A 17,630-nucleotide genomic window follows, 5' to 3' on the forward strand; every position below is an offset into this window, starting at 1 on the left:
ATGCACCCCGGCCCGCCATGCGCCAGCGCTCGAGCCATTGCCGAACGCCGGCCCTGTTTTTGTTAGTACAGACATCTCGGTCTGCGATTGACGGGGGAGATCGTCTCCTCCGCGTTCCGTCTCGGGCTCTTACGGAACGCTCGAGTAACCGATGTTCGGTTACTAATCGAGAATCCTCGATGCGAGAAGGCCACCGTCAGCCAGCACGTTGGCGCCGACGACCCATGCGCTATCCGTTGTCAACAGGAACGCGATAACCGGGGCAATGTCTTCTGGGCGCCCAACGCCACCCGCGCGGTGGATGGCGTCCTCTACATTTGCTGAGCCGAGGGTCGTGCGGAAATCATTAAGGATCGGCGTGTCAGTCGGACCCGGGCTTACACAGTTCATCCGGATTCCCGTCGCGCGGCGCAGCGTGACTGCACGGCCCATCGTCCAGACGATGAGCGCTTCCTTAAAGTACGGATAGGCTTGCGCGTCTGAAACCGGGTTGCTCTCGAGCCAGCGCAAGCCGTCCGTGAAGCTCGCGGTGCTTCCGAGGTCGACGTGAATCTTTTGCCTTTCTCGCCAGTTTTGCCCAGCCGTGGACGCGACGTTGACAATAGAGCCTCCCTTCACCATCTTCGGAATCACGGCTTCAGTTAGCTGCCTCAGCCCGAGGTAGTTGATTCGCGCGACCCGGTCGGATCCAACGGTCCCCGGGACGCCGGCTACGTTGCACAACCCGGTCAGCGTGTCGGGCAGTTGTTGGGCCGCAGCATTGATTGAATCCGGGTCAGCCAGGTCAATCTGAACGAACTGGGCAACAGGAAAGTCCGGCTTGTTTCTGTCCAGCGCGATAACGCTTGCGCCACGCGAGCTTAGCAGACGTGCCGTTTCAGCGCCGATGCCGGATGCGGCTCCTGTAATAGCGACAGTCATTGTCGCTGCGGATGATGGAGTTGCCATATTTTCCTCTGAGTAAGGCGTAATCGGGTCGACAAATCAGGAGTCGGTCGACAGGTAGCTGGACCTGCGCCTCCGAACGAGATACGTCGTCTCCGGGTTGAACGTTAGTTTTGGGGGTTATATGTAGAGCAGCAGTCAATGCGGGTCGCGCGCGGCACCGCTCAGAACCTTACTGGTGAACCGGATTGTTCGCTCAAGCAATCGCACAAATCCACACACTTTCATTGATAGGAAACTTTCGACGGTATTTATGGGATTGGTGGGTGGTCGGGGGGGCGGGGACGCTTGGGAGGCGTTTCAAGCCACCGAAACATATAGATGGGACTTATTGTCTGGAATAAGGCGAAACAATGGTTTCAGTTCGATGGGGACTCTAGAATCCAATGGCATCGTCGACGATGTAGGTCGACGAATTGACTATTTGTTTAAACCGGAGACAGCAATGATTAGCGTGAGTCGCAAGCTGGAAGTCAATCCCGCCGATGGTTCAGCGGGCATCAAGTTGAATCGTCAACAGGTTTGGGTCGGATTGGTACGCAAGGCGGAAAACGCAGTGCCGTACGTAGAGGCGATCACCAGTTGCGTAGTGGTGCAGCAGCAGCCTGAGCGGCTGATTCGCGAAGTTGTCCTGCACGGCGAGACTCTGCAAGAACTCATCTTGTTCTTCCCGGAAGAGCGCGTCGAATTCGTGCGCCTGTCAGGTCAGGCAAAGGGATTGATCAAGAATATCATCGAAGAAGACCCAGATGGAACGCTGCACTTGCGCTTCACCTTCGACATGGTGCTTGAAGGCGTGGAACCCGGCAGTGAGAAAGAGAAGGAGTTTGCTGCGGGCATGGAGGCGGCCTATCTGGACGCTGTACGAACGACGCTGCGCCGTATCCGCGACGAAGCCGTCGCACAGGCGTGATATTGGCGAGCCGGAAGTAGGGTAATCAGCTATACATCTGAAGAATTGGAGACTCGCATGTCACGAAACGTTGAACCCATGTTTTCGAAAATCGATGCGATGGACGTCGAAGGCTTTTTGTCGAACCTTGCAGAAAACGTTACTTTCCAGTTTGGCAACGCGCCTGCGCTCGTCGGACGGGCCGCAGTGAGAGAAGGGGTGGTGGCCTTCTTTTCCAGTATCGCAGCACTGCGTCATGAGATGACGGGAAAGTGGGAAGCCGACGACATCACGATCGTGCGCTTCATGACTTATTACACGCGTCATGACCGCATTGAGGTCGAGGTTCCGTGCGCGGTCATCCTGCATCACGCCGAGGACACGCTGATCGACGACTACCGAATCTACATCGACCTTGCACCTGTGTTCGCACCGCAACTCCGTGATAAGCCGGCCGCTGCAACTCACTAACGGGGGCGCACATGGACAAGCTACTCGACGGGAAGGTAGTAATCGTCACGGGGGCGGGACGCGGGATCGGTCGCGCGGCTGCGTACGCGCTTGCCGACGCAGGTGCGTCGCTGGCTCTTGCTGATCTGGACGAGGATGGTGCGCGGGAGACGGCGGAGCATGCGCAGCATCTGGGCGTGAAGACTATCGTTGTCAAGACGAATGTCGCTCAGGAGCAGGATGTCGCGGCACTCGTGGAGCGTACCGTTGGAGAGTTCGGGCGCCTCGACGGTGCATTCAACAACGCTGGCGTCGAGCAAAGAAATACGCCGCTCCACGAATTGTCGGAAGCGCAATGGAACATCGTTATCGACATTAATCTGAAGGGCGTCTTCTTTTGCCTCAAGCACGAGATTGCGGCCATGCTGAAGACCGGCGGCGGAGCGATTGTAAATACGTCCTCGGGATTGGGGCGGGTGGCGATTCCGGGCGCGTCGGAATACTGCGCGTCGAAAGCAGGGGTGCTCGGTCTTACGAAGAGCGCGGCGATTGAATACGGGGCAAAGAATATTCGCGTGAACTCTATTCTCCCTGGGGTAATCCGCACGCCAATGATCGACTCGCTTGTCAGTCAACCTCAATTCGCGGACTTGCTGCCCGCTCTCGAAGCCCGTCATCCAATCGGTCGACTGGGTCAGCCGAGTGAAGTCGCGGACGTGGTGGTCTGGCTGCTTTCGGGCCGGTCGTCGTTCGTTACTGGAGGTGAGATCGCCGTGGATGGAGGGTATCTGGCGATCTAGACGCGTCGACGGTTACTCTCTGTAGTCAATACGTCCCGAAACCTCACCCGCTTGAGGTTTTCGGGACGTTGCACTTCTGCCCGCGATCGCGCTTCGGGATTTGGGTCCATTCACGCGACCCAAGCGAGCTCTCGTCCGCTCGGCTTGAGCGAGACACCTACTCGGGAAGTCAGCGCGCCGCTTCCGTTTTCGGAGCACCAGCGAATGGCTGAAAGAGCATGTATGCCAAGGGCCACGTATCGCACCTTTCGTGTTAAATCAACGGTCCGAAGTATTTCTTCGCCTGTCGGCCTTTCCCACTAAACGCATATGGAATAAGCGACGCCATGAAAGACGCCTTACTTGCTTTGATCAGGTCGTTCTGGGGCATGCTTCTGATTCTTGGTTTTTTGCTCCTTGTAGGCGGTGCTGCGAGCTCGCTGAATGTCAAAGGGACGATCTTCACGCCTGAGAACCGTTTAGCGATGTATATCGGGGCGGCTGTCTGTCTGATTGTCTCAGTCAGCGTCTATATATGGGAAAAACCAAACGGCGACAGGGGTGTGGCCAAGCCAGTTGCGGCGGACTATGACATCAAGATTCTCGATCCGAAGCCCGGAGTATCAGTGCAGGCCGTCGTCCGCGTTTTAGGTACTGTGAAAAAGCCACTCCCGCCCGGATACCGCCTCCAGTTGGTGAGGCGCTGGGAAACCAGGCCTGATACCTACTATCCAGTACAGGTTGCTGACATTGACCCGGACGGAGAACACTGGACAGCGGACAAGTGCTATGTCGGGGGCGACGCGGGTGACGGTCGCATCCTCGAAGCAGTGCTCGTTGGCCCAGACGCGGCCCTGCTCTTCGACACCTGGAAAACTGGCTTCGAGGCGTTTCTCAACGCTCGCAAGAACCACGACTTTCTGTTCCCCGGAATACAGAAGTTCCCGCCGGATGCAGTGGTTTGCGCAAGGGTGAGAGTTGTGCGGGTTTGAGCGTATATGATGCCGCTGGGATGATCAGCTGTGGCTCGTCGATGGTGAACGGATAGACAGCGCTATTGAATTCAGTCTGCTCTAGCTTGTCTCTCTTCAGGTGTATTCGGAAGCGCTGACGGTAGGCGTCGAGACAACCGATATGCGCGGAGGCCTTGCGAACTCACCCATCCTTAGATGAGGTGCCGGCGACCACGACGGGCGCTTGGTGGTCGGCGGCACCGCATGGCTGGTGGGGCTGTTCGAGCGAGAGAGTTATGCGCCGGCTACATGTAAGGTGATCTCTTCCCGGAGGGTCGAGCAATAGGAGAAGAGACAGTCGCAATAGAGGCGTCGGATGATGAGACGTTGGAGCCGCAGCACCATCCTCCTTCCGGTGCGCAGAAATGGCTGGCCATTCGCCGCCACTCTGCTCACGTCATTCCGTATCTGGCTGTCGAGACGGATGAGCGTCCCGAAATGCGTCGAGGGCTTCGCAGTTCCGTTCAATCGTCGCCAACGTCGGATACTCAGCAATATCGACACCAAACCGACGAGCGTTGAAAGCTTGCGGCACAAAACAGCAATCCGCAATGGTCGGCCTATCGCTGAAACAGAAGGCGCCACGCGTCGGCGAGGTGCTCAACTGCCGCTCGAGGGCCGTCAACCCCGTGCGAAGCCAATGGGTGATCCACGTTTGCTTCTGCGTTTCGTCGAGTCCAAGCGTACCTGTCAGAAACTTGAGCACACGTAGATTGTTCAGGGGATGCATCTCGCACGCGATATATTGCGACAACTCGCGCACAGCTGCCCGGTCTTTCGATGCGTACGGCAACAGCGGCGTTTGAGGGTGCGTTTCCTCCAGATACTCGAGGATCGCAAGCGATTGCGAGACACGGCTCTCGCCATCGTCAAGCACCGGTACAAGGGCTTGAGGATTCAGCGAGAGGAACTCTTCCGAAAATTGTTCACCGCCATTTCGATTCAGATGGATTGGCAGATACTCATACTGGAGTCCCTTCAGGTTGCAGGCAATGCGAACCCGATACGAGGACGAGCTGCGGAAATAGTTGTATAGCTTCATTACGTGTTTGTCCTTTTATAGCGAGCCCGCGCGCTTCAGCCGGCCGTCTTCAGTGCATCAAGCGTGTAGCCTGCGACGGCTTTGTACTGGCTCGTGATGTCGGTCAATTCCTGCGGTGAAATCACCTCACCGATTGACTCGAACGGCTGACCGCCAGTCCTTTCATGGACTACTTGGAGGATTTTGTCGGGCGGAGCTTTGCGGTTCGTAAGCACGACAGCGTTGGTCGCCTGGCGACGCTCGTCGTCGTATGAATCCAGCGCTACTTGATTGACGCCAAATTTCTGGAATTTGGCGGTCAACACGTCAGCGTCAATGATTGCCTGGCCGGCGCCGTTGGAGCCGCGTGGAACCATCGGGTGTGCTGCATCGCCCAAAAGAGTCACTCGACCGAATGTCCAGCGCGGCAATGGGTCCTGGTCAACCATTGGGAACTCGAGCACATTGGTGGTTGCCTTGATCATCCCGGCAACATCAAGCCAGTCGAAGTTCCATTTCTCGAATGCCGGATAAAACTCCTCGAGGCGGCCTTGCCCGTTCCAGTCCCGCTTCGCGGGCTGCGGAGCATTCAGTTCCGCCACCCAGTTGACAAGCTGATTGCCGGCTTCGTCGACGTTGTTGCGAATCGGATAGATGACCATCTTGCCCACACCCGGAACGAGTGCGCCGGCCCGTACCATCGTCGCGCCGCTGAGGAACGGCTTCCATTTCACGGCACCCCGCCACATGTTGATACCGGAATATCGCGGAGCACCTTCATCAGGGTAGAACTGCTTTCGAATCGCCGAGTGCAGGCCGTCACACGCGACTACCACGGAACTTCGAACGGAGCTTGCATTGCCAGCCGCGTCGACGAAGTTGCACTGTGCGCCGGCCGCATCGGACTCCGCCCCGACACACTTGCGGTCGCAGACGATTGCATCAGCTCCAAGTCGCTCAAGGACGACTTCCATCAACGTCAGCTGGAGATCTCCTCGATGAATCGAAAATTGCGGCGTGTCGTATCCAGCGGCTGTGCCGACGGCCTCGGAATGAATCAGTTGACCATATTGATTGAAAAACGACGCTTCCTGAGTTAGCACACTCTTCGCCGCCAGGCGGTCATTGACACCGAGTCGACCAAGTACGCGCGTCGCATGGGGCAGCACGTTGATGCCTACGCCAAGTGGTTTGATCTCGGGAGCGGCTTCGTAGATTCGGCATTGAATGCCTGCTTCGTGCAGCGCAAGCGCCAAGGTGAGACCGCCAACGCCGGCGCCGATGATCAGGACGTCACAATCATTTTTCATGTTTCTTCCAGGTATCCAGGGGTGGGTACGACGCCGTATAAAAATAGGCAGACGTCTGCGTATATTCTAGTTTTCGTGTCCTGAGAATGTCAAGGATGATCGCTGCAGCTCCCAGCGGACTTGGCCTTGCGTCATACAAGAACATCTTCGCAGCGGTCGAAAAATAAATGGCAGACGTCTGCGCAATTGACTATCATAGCGATAGGCGTTGCTTGAAACTGTCGGTATCTGGCGCGGTCAAGGAGCTAGGCACGGCGCCCAGGTGACTGTCTCAAAGGCGGGTTTCCGACGCGTCTTTGCGTCTTCGCGATGCATGCCAGTGCGTGCATGTTCTGCGTTGCAGCTTCATCACTGTGAATGATTAGGGTATGACCTGGGTTTCGACTGTGCAGGCCGATGTGCCTAGACGGACCAAGGGGTTGCTGCTGAACCGATGCTTGGGCATTTGCGCTCAGTACGCGTGATGACGCCAAACCCGGGGTGTCTCTGGTGTGGTGAGATTCAGTTCTACGTGGGCTAGCCACTGCCGTACACACATCGGCGATGGGTAGGTCGGGCTTACAAATAGAGACTTTTAAACATGAATATTTCGACAGAAGTCGGCATATCCCGGAAAGCGTTCTACGACGAAATCCGGGACATCAATCTGAGTCCGCTGTGGGAGGCTCTGCATAACCTCGTTCCGTCGAAGCCGAATGGGCAGTGCGTGCCGGAACTGTGGAAATGGGCCGATGTAGCGCCTCACATTGAACGCGCTGGGCGGCTCATCACGGCGGAAGAGGCTGTCCGCCGGGTTTTGGTGCTGGAGAATCCGGCATTACCGGGCCAGTACAGTGTGACGAATTCCTTGTATGCGGGGCTGCAACTGATTCTCCCGGGCGAAACCGCTCCGCCACATCGGCACGTACAGAGCGCGTTGCGATTCATTGTGGATGGCAAAGGCGCTTATACAGCGGTAGACGGCGAGCGGACCACGATGTCGCCAGGGGACTTCATCATTACACCGAGCTGGACCTGGCACGACCACGGGAACGAGGGTATTGACGGCGACATTCAACCTGTAGTGTGGCTTGACGGGTTGGATATACCGATGGTCCGATTCTTCGACGCTGGATTCCAGGAGAGTAGCGACGAACGTTCGCAAACGGTTACGCGAGCCGAAGGAAACTCGTTTGCGAAGTTCGGTTACAACATGGCGCCGGTGAACCATCGCGTGTCCAGTGCAACATCGCCGATCTTTAGCTACCCGTATGAGCGTACGCGAGAGGCGCTTGACACGTTGTACCGCCAGCTTGAGATCGATTTGTGGCACGGGGTCAAGTTGCGATACGTCAATCCGGCAACTGGCGGCTGGCCCATGCCCACCATTGGGACATTCATGCAGTTGATCCCGAGGGGGTTCAGAACCAAGCCATTCCGCTCGACAGATGGAGCAGTATTTTCCGTGGTCGAAGGGAAAGGTCGCGTCAAGGTCGGCGAAAAGGTCTTTGAGTTCGGCCCCAAGGACCATTTTGTGATCCCCTCCTGGCATACGTACAGTTTCGAGGCAGACGAGGAGTTGGTCTTGTTCAGCTTCTCGGATCGTCCGGTACAGGTCGCCCTGGACATCCTGCGTGAGGAACGCCTTGAGCCTTGAGCGCCGGCGGCGCGCCGAACTTCGATGACTTCAGAATTTTTTCAAGCGAGCAAACAATGAGCTATCTGTTTTCCCCATCCCCGACCGTTGGCATTCCTGTTCTCGGCGGCGATCAACAATTCCCCGTTCGACGTGTCTATTGTGTCGGTCGTAACTATGCCGCGCATGCTCGGGAGATGGGCTTTGATCCTGACCGTGAACCGCCGTTCTTCTTTTGCAAGCCAGCCGACGCGGTCGTGTACGTGGCAGCGGGGGAAACAGGCTCCTTTCCCTATCCGTCAGAGACCGAGAATTGTCACTACGAGGTTGAACTCGTGGCGGCAATCGGCACCGGTGGGAAAAACATTTCTGTGGAATCTGCTCTTTCGCATGTCTATGGCTATGCGCTCGGCCTCGACATGACACGGCGTGATTTGCAGATGGAGATGCGCAAAATGGGACGTCCTTGGGATATTGGCAAGGCGTTCGATTTCTCGGCGCCGATTGGTCCGATTGTGCCTGCAGACAAGGTTGGCGACCTCGCTGAGGCGACACTCACGCTGGATGTAAACGGCGAACGCAAGCAGAAGGCTCAGATTGGCCAACTGATTTGGTCCGTGGCGGAGACAGTCGCATACCTGTCGCGCTACTTCGAGTTGGTCCCGGGCGACCTCATTTATACTGGTACGCCCGAGGGAGTCGGTCCGGTCGTTGCCGGTGACACGATGGTTGCCGGCTTGTCGGGATTCGACGATCTGTCGGTCAAGGTCGTCTAACGCTCCGACGGCGATTCTGGCCGGGTTTACCTGGCCAGAGTCGGCCTCTTGCCCACAACCCGATTTGAGCGGCTGATTCAAAATGCCGGTTTCCATCTCATGAAAGCACAACGAGCAGAACCAGACAATTCGGGCGATGCGCTCGAGCAGCTTTATTCCCGTCCTGGGTTCATGATCCGTCGCGCGCACCAGATTTCGATCGATATTTTCATCGAAGCATCTCGCGCTCTTGATATCACGCCAAGCCAGTACGGCGTAATGTTTGTGCTGAGACACTCCGGCCCTTCGAGCCAGATCGGCATCGCGCGTTTGCTCGGACTCGATCGTTCCACCACCGCGCTCGTTGTGAAAAATTTGACGGAACGAGGTTATCTGACGAAAGCCCAAAGCGAGACCGACGCGCGCAAGACGGAGATCATGTTGAGCGCGGAAGGTCGGCGAGTATTGCGGCGCGCCGATGTTCTGGCTGACCGCTCCAAGGAGGCACTGATGGCGGCTTTCTCGAAAGACGAGGCCGCACAGTTTGTGTCGCTGCTGAGCAAATTTGTAGCGCACTTCAACGATACCACTCGTGTGAGTATCTCGAATGGCGCAAGTGAAGTGACGTTGGCCAGCGAAACCTGAAGAGGCCAATAATTTCACGATGTGCCGGATACCCGACGCAAGGTCGCGGATTGGTTTCCGGTGCGGGGTCGTTTGCCCGACTCACTCGGCAGGTTTCACTTGCAGTAGTTCAAATACCTGTTGAAGCACGCCTGTTTGCCGCCACGTTAAGTACTTTCCATAGACTGTTTGCTGTGGCGGAAAACAGGAGGGCAGTCTATGCCATTTTTCGCCTGTCTTTTGTACCCAGAGGATTGCGTTCAGTATGGCTCGATTGTCGCGAGGAGGGCGTCCGCGCAACGGCTCAGATCTCGGAAACAGATGTTTGATGCGCTCCCATTCGGGATCGGAAAGATGAAAATCGAGCATTGAAATCTCCGGCCGCTCCGCAGCGACATATGGCACCTCGCCGTCATAAGGCTGTGATGCGAAGCTACCGGTCGAGGAAATATCAGGCAATGCCTGCTCATGAATACACACAATTCATAAATCGAAGACTGCTGGCGCTGCGTTCATTGAGACGCACCGTGCCGTGTGTGACGCTGCGGAAGCGCCTAGCCGCGTCGCGCTGTGAGTGGCGAAAGACGCGGGCATGCTAGTCGTGCTGGACGGCCGCGTCGGAAAGGAAGAGTACAGAAGTGTTCACGGATCGGAGCAGGCGTTCCGCCGTTTGCCGACGCACTACGTGAGTTGGCCGGGCATGAAGTCCTCAGTGAAAGTACGCAATCTGAATGATGAATTTGTCGCGCGATTGAGGTGCCCGGACGGCGCTCTTTTCGGCGGACCGATCGCTAGCAGGAGAATGACACGATGTCTTCCAATACAGTTATCAATCAAGGTGAACCAAGTGCTCTGGATTACCCGGCGAATCCGGACGCCGATTCAGATGCGGATGTCCGCATGGAGAGCCGACACGGATTTTCGTCGCGGCCGGCCTCCCCTATCAGGGCGTGGGGGCAGGATCGTGGCCGATACGACTGGATGGATTGGCACAGTTTCTCTGATTATCAAGGCTGAGTCGGCTGCTGCGGCGAGACAATCGGCGTCGTTCTTTGTGCCGGGTTAATGTGGTCCGTTTGGCTCGCGCGCCGCTCGGTCGTCGTGAGTCGTGGCGGCGCGCTGACGAAGGGTAAGCAATTAACGGCGTGTCTCGGGCAGCCGTTCGCGGTTCACCGCGCGTTCCCGTATGGCGGGAAGGTCCGGCGGGGCAGGGTGCAAATCAAGTCGTCTCCCTGCTTTGACAATCTGGCTCGGAATGTCGTGACCCAGCAGCGAGGGCAGGCGGGTCGACGCCAGAGTCAACGCTTCGAGATTCACGCCGGTGTCGTAGCCCATCAGTTCAAGCGCATGCACGATCTCCTCGCTGCAGACATTCCCGCTGGCCCCCGGCGCATAAGGGCATCCGCCAATTCCGCCGACCGAGGCATCGAAGCGGCTCGCACCAGAGTCGATTGCCGCGAGAACGTTCGCGAGACCCATTCCACGCGTGTTGTGAAAGTGCAGTGTTAGCTCGATGCCAGGCCAGCGCCGTGCAAACAGCTCCGTCAGCCGCGCTACCTGACCTGGATAAGCCATACCCGTTGTATCGCAAAGCGTTACGCCGTGCGCGCCTGTTTCTTCGATGAAACGGCTCGACCATTCAAGCACCGTTTCCTCGGAAACATCGCCTTCCATCGGACAGCCGAACGCGCAAGATAGCGAGATGTTGACCGGAATCTTCACAGCGTCTGCAAGGCGGGAAACCTGCTGAAGACTACGATATGACTGCTCTCTGGTCATGCGGAGATTAGAAAGATTGTGACTTTCACTGGCGGACATCACCAGATTCAGTTCGTCCGCGTGTCCGTCAATGGCCCGCTCTGCGCCTCGCGCGTTTGGTACAAGCGCCGCGTATTTGACGCCGGGTGCTCGTTCAATTTCGCGCATGACGATTTCGGCGTCGCGCAGGGCAGGGATGGCCTGCGCGGAAACGAACGCAGTAACCTCGATTTTGTTCAGACCGGTTCGGGACAGAGCATTAACGAGGCTAATCTTCTCTGCGGTCGGAACGAAGGCTGCTTCGGCCTGAAGGCCGTCTCGAGGGCCGACTTCATTCATGTAAATTCGTTGATGGTTACCGTTCCAGCTGCTCATGCTACGGCTCCTTTTGCGCGGAGATCGGATATCTCCTGATCCGATAGCCCGATTTGGCGCAGCACCTCGTTCGTGTCGTCGCCAAGCTTAGGCGCTGAGGACCGGATGGAGCCTGGCGTGCCGGTCAATTTCGGAACGATTCCCGGAACGTCGATTGCGTCGCCGTCCCGTGTCACTTGACGCAATATCATGTCGCGCGCCCGATAGTGTGGGTCTTCCGCGATGTCCTTGGCCGTATAGACCTTGCCGGCCGGGACGCCTGCTGCCGTGAGTACCTTGAGGGCAGTTGCGACTGTACGTTTGACAGTCCACGTCTCGATAGCCAGGTCCAGCTCAGCCACGCGCGCAACGCGCCCCGCATTGTTCGCGAGATCTGACTCTGATCCGAGGTCTTCGCGGCCGATAGCCACCATCAACCGTCTGAAGATGCTGTCACCGTTTCCGGCAATCAGAACAAAGCCGTCTACGCATCTATACGCATTCGACGGTGCAATGCCGGGCAATGCGCTGCCCGCCGCATCGCGGACGGCGCCGAACGCGCTGTGTTCAGGAATGAGACTTTCCATCACATTGAATACCGCTTCGTGCAGCGCGACGTCGATAACCTGTCCCTTGCCGCCGTTGACATCACGGTGATACAGCGCCGTCAGAACGCCGATCGTCCCGTGCAGCGCCGCGAGCGTGTCGCCTATCGAAATGCCGCAGCGAACGGGGACGCGCCCTGGCTCACCAGTAAGATGACGCAGGCCACCCATTGCTTCGCCGATAACACCGAAACCGGGTAGGTCACGGTACGGGCCGGTCTGCCCGTACCCGGAGACGCGCAGCATGATCAGCCGAGGGTTGATTGCCGAAAGCTGTTCGTACCCCAAACCCCAGCCTTCGAGCGTTCCAGGGCGGAAGTTTTCAATCAGCACATCGGCGTCCGCTATCAACTTGCGAGCGATCTCCTGCCCTTCCTCCGTGCGCAGGTCGAGTGCAATCGAGCGCTTGTTCCTCGATTGGACTTGCCACCAGACAGACGTGCCATCCTTCATCATTCTCCAGTTGCGCAGTGGGTCACCTGCCCCGGGAGACTCAATCTTGATCACATCCGCGCCGAATTCGCCAAGGGTTTTGGCGGCAAACGGGCCGGCAATAAGCTGACCCATTTCAATCACGCGAACTCCTTGGAGCGCGGCTGGGGAGGTTGGGAGGGGAAGTTGGGCACTCATGTTCGGGAATTTCCTCGACGTTTCTGTGGTTCGTGATGCGCGCGAAACATATGCTTGACGGACGCTTGCGCTTCCGGAGTTCAACCGAAAAGCCACGGCTCATCGATACGGCGCGCCTGTTCGTATGCCCGTATCCGATCTGCCTGCTGGAGCGTCAATGTGACGTCGTCCAGGCCATGAAGCAGTCGGTGCTTGCGTTCGGCATCTATTTCGAACGCAATGGCATCTGAGCCTTCTGGAACGACTTGCTGAGATGCGAGATCCACCGTTATCCGAAGCCCAGGATGGTTCTCCGCCAGGTCGAACAGATGCTGTACCGTCGCAGCTTCCAGCACGATTGGCAAAATGCCGTTCTTGAAACAGTTGCCATAGAAGATATCGGCGAAGCTCGGTGCTATCAATGCACGAATGCCGAAATCCGACAAGGCCCACGGGGCGTGCTCGCGACTGGAGCCGCAGCCGAAGTTGTCACGCGTCAGTAGCACCTGGGCGCCTTGGTAGCGTGCGAGGTTCAGCACGAACTCGGGATTGATCTGCCGGGTTGACGCATCCTGCCCTGGTTCGCCATGATCCAGATAGCGCCACTCGTCGAACAGGTTAATTCCAAACCCGCTGCGACGAATTGATTTCATGAACTGCTTCGGCAGGATCGCGTCTGTGTCAACGTTCGCTCGGTCGAGCGGTGCCATTGGCGAATTAACTTGGGTAAACGGCTGCATTACGAACCTCTCTTGCGAACGTCGACGAAGTGCCCGGCAATAGCGGCGGCAGCCGCCATCGCCGGACTCACGAGATGGCTGCGCCCCCCGGGTCCCTGTCGACCCTCGAAATTTCTATTCGACGTGGAAGCACAACGCTCGCCCGGACCAAGGCGGTCGTCATTCATTCCCAGGCACATTGAGCAGCCGGGCTCACGCCATTCGAAACCGGCTTCCTTGAACACGACGTCAAGCCCCTCGGCCTCTGCCTGAGCCTTAACGAGTCCCGATCCCGGGACGACAAGTGCGAGGTGGACGTTAGACGCGACTCGCTTGCCCTTCGCAACTGCGGCAGCTGCACGTAGGTCTTCTATGCGGCCGTTCGTGCACGAGCCAATGAATACCTTGTCGAGCGCAATGGTCTGGACCGGAGTGCCAGGCTCAAGGTGCATGTAGGCAAGGGCTCGCAGCATGTCCGCTCGCTTGACAGGGTCCTGTTCATCCGACGGATAGGGAACGTGACCGTCGACGGTAGTGACCATCTCGGGGGACGTCCCCCAGGTCACCATCGGTTGCACTTTCCCGGCATCAATCTCCACAACCTTGTCGAAGTGCGCACCTTCGTCACTGACCAGCGTGCGCCAGTAGGCGACGGCCGCGTCCCAGTTTTCCTCGCGCGGGGCAAATCTGCGTCCATTTATGTAGTCTATGGTTGTATCGTCAACAGCTATCAGGCCGACACGGGCACCTGCCTCTATCGCCATGTTGCACAACGTCATCCGTCCTTCCATCGACAACGCCTGAATGGCTGCGCCTGAAAATTCGATTGCATAGCCGGTGCCGCCGGCGGTACCGATCTGTCCAATCAACGAGAGGACCAGATCTTTTGCAGTGACGCCGTCGGGCAGCTGACCGTCGACGCGCACGAGCATTGATTTCATCTTCGCGACCGATAGACATTGGGTCGCCAGCACATGCTCTACCTCAGAAGTGCCAACCCCAAACGCCAGCGCTGCGAAAGCGCCGTGGGTGCTCGTGTGGGAATCACCTGCCACAACTGTCATGCCTGGCAGTGTCGCGCCCTGCTCAGGGCCCACGACGTGAATGATTCCCTGGTTTGGGTTGGTCAGGCCGTAGGCGGTGATGCCGAACTCGTTGCAATTGATGTCGAGTTGTCTGACCTGGATTCGTGACATCGGGTCTGCAATCGAATCGACGCTCACCCGTTCAGACGCGATAGTAGGCACATTGTGGTCGGCCGCCGCCAATACAGTCTCCGGGCGCCAGGCCTTTCGGCCCGATATTCGAAGTGCCTCGAAGGCTTGGGGGCTGGTCACTTCATAGACGAGGTGACGGTCGACATAGAGCAGTGAGGGGCCACCGACGGTCTCGGTAACGACATGCCGTTGCCACAGCTTGTCAAAAAGCGTGCGGGGCGGATTCATGTGTTCCATTCTGTATCTCCGGATAATCTGAGGTGCCCTTTTGGCCGCATGCATCTCGCCGTATCAGCAGACCGGACGCGGTATTAACGGTGCACCGGACCGGGGACGGGTCAGGCAATTGTCCGCGTCAAGACGCGCCGCAGGAATCCGGTTATTTCAGAACGAGCCTTCGCGAAATACGAAAGCCGGATGGGGAAAATACCTAGGCTCTAATCTGGACTTATCGCGCCAGGCGCGTCGCCAACCAGATGTCCTATGAGCAGTCGCGCGGGTTTTTGCAGTGCGGTGAGATCGCGCGCGCCGATCATCAACTGGCGCTCTGCCCAAGGCTCTGTCAGTTTGATCTTTCGTAAGCCCATAGAACGTAGGTGAGGGCGTACCGCAGCTTCAGGCAGCACGGCAACTCCGAGACCTGCCGCCACCATGAGGCACATGGCGTCGAAACTGCGCACCTGAATTCGGAGCTTTAGCCGCTTGCCGGCGGATTTCGTCGCAAGCTCAAGTCGCTCTGCAAGTGAAGTCTCACGCGCGAGGCTGACAAAGTCGAAATCAAGCGCTTCGTCGAAGGAGATTGACTTCTTAGCCGCAAGCGGATGCTCATAAGGGACGACAAGTGCCAGCCTGTCCTTCCGATAAGGAATGGTCTGTAGCCCAAGTGTCGGTATCCCATCAGCGAATATGCCGAAATCCGCACGGCCATTGGCCACGGCCATGGTGACCAGCTCGCTATTCTGTTCCTCCAGTTCTATGCGAATGTCGGGGTTTGCAGCTGTGAAGGCGGCTATTTCGGTCGGCAGGAACTGGGTGATGGCAGAGGTGTTTGCCCACAATTTGACAACACCAAAGACACCGGCGGCGTAGTCAGACAGATCCGCTGCGAGCAGATCAACGTCACCGAGGATACGTTGTGCGTGGCGATGCAGTGCGTCGCCTGCAGCAGTGAGCGTGATGCCACGCGAGTGGCGCTCGAAAAGCTCGGTTCCTACCGCTGCCTCGAGATCGGCGACGCGTTTGCTAGCTGCGGCAACGGCGAGGTGTGCGAGGTGTGCGCCCTTACTTATGCTCCCGCTCCTCACGATTAACGTGAAAAGCGACAATGAAACCAGGTCCAACCGATGCAGATTCATGTTCAATGCTCTGGCGTTGGCAACGCACCAATTATGACTGCTGTTTGCAGAGAGAGTTTTTTGAAAGCCACAGAGAACGATGAGAATTTGATTTCGAAGGGAATCGATTAGTTGTCAGATTTGGTCTCCTTAGTCCTTTGAAGATTGATGGAAAAATTTCCGTTGAGGCAAGTGCCAATCTTGAAAACCGACGCTTAAAGACGGGTCCGCTTGGTACGTCTACCGCGTCACAGGAAGGTGTCTTTGACGGGGCAAGATTTGATCTAATTGCGACGCTGCAGCGTCTTGCGAACCTAAGAAAAAATCTCTTGAAGCAAGCGTTAACCCGAACTCATGGGATCCCAGAAAACCCTTATTTGATAACGCTCATTTATATCTTGGAACAACGGCGCATCCATCGACACGAGTACATCAACGCGCAAGAATGACCACAGACTTCGCAAATTAGCCCGATCGTGGAATGTCTGTGGATACTTCGTCCAAGCCTCCTTTATCAGGAGGGTTGCCGGGCGTGCTTCATGTATGCGGGTTCGCATATCGTCCCTTGAGAAGGCCGTGATGTCATGGGTGAACGCCTGTTTGCTATTGCCCCGACCAGTTGAACTCGGGACTACCAACCAACCCAAGTAGAAATCATGCAACGATTTGCAAGAACCGTGCTCTCAATCCTCCCGCTGGTGATTATCGGAGGCTTGCTGTACGCAGCATTTTTTGTAAAGCCGACGGTCGGCGCGAGCCGCGTCCAGCCTCCTGCGGTTCAGCGCGGCGAATTGATCTACGGCATCGCGTCGTCGCCATCCGGCGTCGTCTTGGGCGCGGGAAGCGGAGGAAAGATCTGGCGTACCGTTGACCTCGGTCAATCGATGACAGTTACGCAATCACCGACTACAGCGAATTTGCAGGACATCGCGGCATGGAGCAGCGGCGAAGCTGTGGCGGTGGGCGATGCCGGAACGGTCATTGTAACGAGGAATTCCGGTCAATCCTGGACGCCGGTCAAAGTGAATTTGTCTTCAATCGCGAACAAGCTGGTTCGGGTGCGAATCTTTGATGATGGCAGCGCATGGACTGTGGGTGAAATGGGAGCGGCGCTCCGGTCGACTGATCGCGGCGCGACATGGAATCGCATGACGCCCGAAGAAGATAAAGCGTGGAACGACGTCTTTGTCGGTGGGGAAAGAGTCTGGCTGGTGGGCGAGTTCGGGCGGATCAGCGAGTCGAAGGATGCAGGCCACAGTTGGGCCAACATGGCCAGTCCGGTGAAGAGCAGCCTCATGGCGATCGCATTCCGCGACGAGCAGCACGGTGTCGCAGTCGGTGTTGATGGCGTGGTTGTCACAACTAATGACGGTGGCGACACGTGGACAGCTGTACGTCCGACGTCTACCGCTCACCTGTTCGATCTTGCTTGGGATGGAAAGCAATGGCTCGCGGTTGGAGAGAGGGGTGTTCTGCTGATTGGCGATGCGACGGCCGCGAACTGGCGGGTGTCGCGGGTATCGCCCGACAATCGTCAATGGCACACCAAGATCATCCGTGAAGGGCAGCAATACCTTGCGTCAGGCGGTTCGCTGGACGTTGTTGACGCACGATAAGAATTCGCTAAGCG

Annotated in this window: 18 protein-coding genes; 9 read left to right on the plus strand and 9 right to left on the minus strand. The window is 57.3% G+C overall.

The window, feature by feature from the left end; genetic code table 11:
- Positions 1 to 162: 162 nt before the first annotated feature.
- A complete protein-coding gene (locus AYM40_RS21495) occupies positions 163 to 921 on the minus strand; it encodes a coniferyl-alcohol dehydrogenase (protein WP_063498301.1) in 759 nt (252 codons plus the stop codon).
- A 391-nt stretch (positions 922 to 1,312) separates the two neighbouring features.
- On the opposite strand from AYM40_RS21495, the gene AYM40_RS21500 reads away from it, so the two are divergent.
- From AYM40_RS21500 to AYM40_RS21515, 4 genes are all read left to right on the plus strand, one after another.
- The gene (locus AYM40_RS21500) at positions 1,313 to 1,858 is read left to right on the plus strand and encodes an SRPBCC family protein (RefSeq protein WP_236721053.1); all 546 of its coding nucleotides are present in this window, start codon (positions 1,313 to 1,315) and stop codon (positions 1,856 to 1,858) included.
- A gap of 57 nt (positions 1,859 to 1,915) precedes the next feature.
- Positions 1,916 to 2,308, plus strand: coding sequence for a nuclear transport factor 2 family protein (locus tag AYM40_RS21505; RefSeq protein ID WP_063498303.1), 393 nt, complete (start codon positions 1,916 to 1,918; stop codon positions 2,306 to 2,308).
- An 11-nt stretch (positions 2,309 to 2,319) separates the two neighbouring features.
- The gene (locus AYM40_RS21510) at positions 2,320 to 3,087 is read left to right on the plus strand and encodes an SDR family NAD(P)-dependent oxidoreductase (protein WP_063498304.1); all 768 of its coding nucleotides are present in this window, start codon (positions 2,320 to 2,322) and stop codon (positions 3,085 to 3,087) included.
- A 326-nt stretch (positions 3,088 to 3,413) separates the two neighbouring features.
- Positions 3,414 to 4,058 carry a hypothetical protein gene (locus tag AYM40_RS21515; protein ID WP_063498305.1) on the plus strand — a complete coding sequence of 215 codons (645 nt, stop codon included), beginning with the start codon at positions 3,414 to 3,416 and terminating at the stop codon, positions 4,056 to 4,058.
- A gap of 418 nt (positions 4,059 to 4,476) precedes the next feature.
- On the opposite strand, the gene maiA is transcribed toward AYM40_RS21515, so the two are convergent.
- Together maiA and AYM40_RS21525 are read right to left on the minus strand one after the other, a co-directional pair.
- Positions 4,477 to 5,121, minus strand: a complete 645-nt coding sequence (gene maiA / locus AYM40_RS21520; RefSeq protein ID WP_063498306.1) for a maleylacetoacetate isomerase — start codon at positions 5,119 to 5,121, stop codon at positions 4,477 to 4,479.
- A 35-nt stretch (positions 5,122 to 5,156) separates the two neighbouring features.
- Positions 5,157 to 6,410, minus strand: coding sequence for a flavin-dependent oxidoreductase (locus tag AYM40_RS21525; protein WP_063498307.1), 1,254 nt, complete (start codon positions 6,408 to 6,410; stop codon positions 5,157 to 5,159).
- A gap of 580 nt (positions 6,411 to 6,990) precedes the next feature.
- On the opposite strand from AYM40_RS21525, the gene gtdA reads away from it, so the two are divergent.
- The 3 genes from gtdA to AYM40_RS21540 are packed head-to-tail and all read left to right on the plus strand — an operon-like array spanning position 6,991 to position 9,425.
- Positions 6,991 to 8,046 (plus strand): gentisate 1,2-dioxygenase, encoded by a 1,056-nt coding sequence (gtdA, locus tag AYM40_RS21530; protein WP_063498308.1) that lies wholly within the window; start codon positions 6,991 to 6,993, stop codon positions 8,044 to 8,046.
- A 56-nt stretch (positions 8,047 to 8,102) separates the two neighbouring features.
- The gene (locus tag AYM40_RS21535; protein ID WP_063500611.1) at positions 8,103 to 8,801 is read left to right on the plus strand and encodes a fumarylacetoacetate hydrolase family protein; all 699 of its coding nucleotides are present in this window, start codon (positions 8,103 to 8,105) and stop codon (positions 8,799 to 8,801) included.
- 48 nt (positions 8,802 to 8,849) lie between these two features.
- Positions 8,850 to 9,425, plus strand: coding sequence for a MarR family winged helix-turn-helix transcriptional regulator (locus AYM40_RS21540; protein ID WP_148662271.1), 576 nt, complete (start codon positions 8,850 to 8,852; stop codon positions 9,423 to 9,425).
- A gap of 81 nt (positions 9,426 to 9,506) precedes the next feature.
- Here AYM40_RS21540 and AYM40_RS38805 read toward each other — a convergent pair whose 3' ends face one another.
- Positions 9,507 to 9,863, minus strand: coding sequence for a transposase (locus tag AYM40_RS38805; RefSeq protein WP_082855231.1), 357 nt, complete (start codon positions 9,861 to 9,863; stop codon positions 9,507 to 9,509).
- A 351-nt stretch (positions 9,864 to 10,214) separates the two neighbouring features.
- Between AYM40_RS38805 and AYM40_RS41455 the strand changes: the two genes are divergently transcribed.
- Positions 10,215 to 10,421 (plus strand): hypothetical protein, encoded by a 207-nt coding sequence (locus AYM40_RS41455; RefSeq protein WP_158515302.1) that lies wholly within the window; start codon positions 10,215 to 10,217, stop codon positions 10,419 to 10,421.
- A 120-nt stretch (positions 10,422 to 10,541) separates the two neighbouring features.
- Here the strand turns inward: AYM40_RS41455 and AYM40_RS21545 are convergent, their stop codons facing one another.
- The 5 genes from AYM40_RS21545 to AYM40_RS21565 all read right to left on the minus strand — a co-directional run bounded on the left by AYM40_RS21545 (position 10,542) and on the right by AYM40_RS21565 (position 16,021).
- Entirely contained in the window at positions 10,542 to 11,537 is a 996-nt protein-coding gene (locus tag AYM40_RS21545; RefSeq protein WP_063498310.1) for a hydroxymethylglutaryl-CoA lyase, read from the minus strand.
- Positions 11,534 to 12,751 (minus strand): CaiB/BaiF CoA transferase family protein, encoded by a 1,218-nt coding sequence (locus tag AYM40_RS21550; RefSeq protein ID WP_063498311.1) that lies wholly within the window; start codon positions 12,749 to 12,751, stop codon positions 11,534 to 11,536. Before AYM40_RS21550 ends, AYM40_RS21545 begins: the two co-directional genes overlap by 4 nt.
- A gap of 80 nt (positions 12,752 to 12,831) precedes the next feature.
- The gene (leuD, locus tag AYM40_RS21555; RefSeq protein WP_063498312.1) at positions 12,832 to 13,470 is read right to left on the minus strand and encodes a 3-isopropylmalate dehydratase small subunit; all 639 of its coding nucleotides are present in this window, start codon (positions 13,468 to 13,470) and stop codon (positions 12,832 to 12,834) included.
- Entirely contained in the window at positions 13,470 to 14,903 is a 1,434-nt protein-coding gene (gene leuC, locus AYM40_RS21560; protein WP_082855232.1) for a 3-isopropylmalate dehydratase large subunit, read from the minus strand. Before leuC ends, leuD begins: the two co-directional genes overlap by 1 nt.
- A gap of 200 nt (positions 14,904 to 15,103) precedes the next feature.
- A complete protein-coding gene (locus tag AYM40_RS21565; protein WP_063498313.1) occupies positions 15,104 to 16,021 on the minus strand; it encodes a LysR substrate-binding domain-containing protein in 918 nt (305 codons plus the stop codon).
- Between the two features lie 635 nt (positions 16,022 to 16,656).
- Between AYM40_RS21565 and AYM40_RS21570 the strand changes: the two genes are divergently transcribed.
- Complete coding sequence (locus AYM40_RS21570) at positions 16,657 to 17,616, plus strand: WD40/YVTN/BNR-like repeat-containing protein (RefSeq protein ID WP_063498314.1); 960 nt, start codon at positions 16,657 to 16,659, stop codon at positions 17,614 to 17,616.
- Positions 17,617 to 17,630: the final 14 nt, after the last annotated feature.

The sequence above is a fragment of the Paraburkholderia phytofirmans OLGA172 genome (assembly GCF_001634365.1).
In the GTDB taxonomy this organism is placed as follows: Bacteria; Pseudomonadota; Gammaproteobacteria; order Burkholderiales; family Burkholderiaceae; genus Paraburkholderia.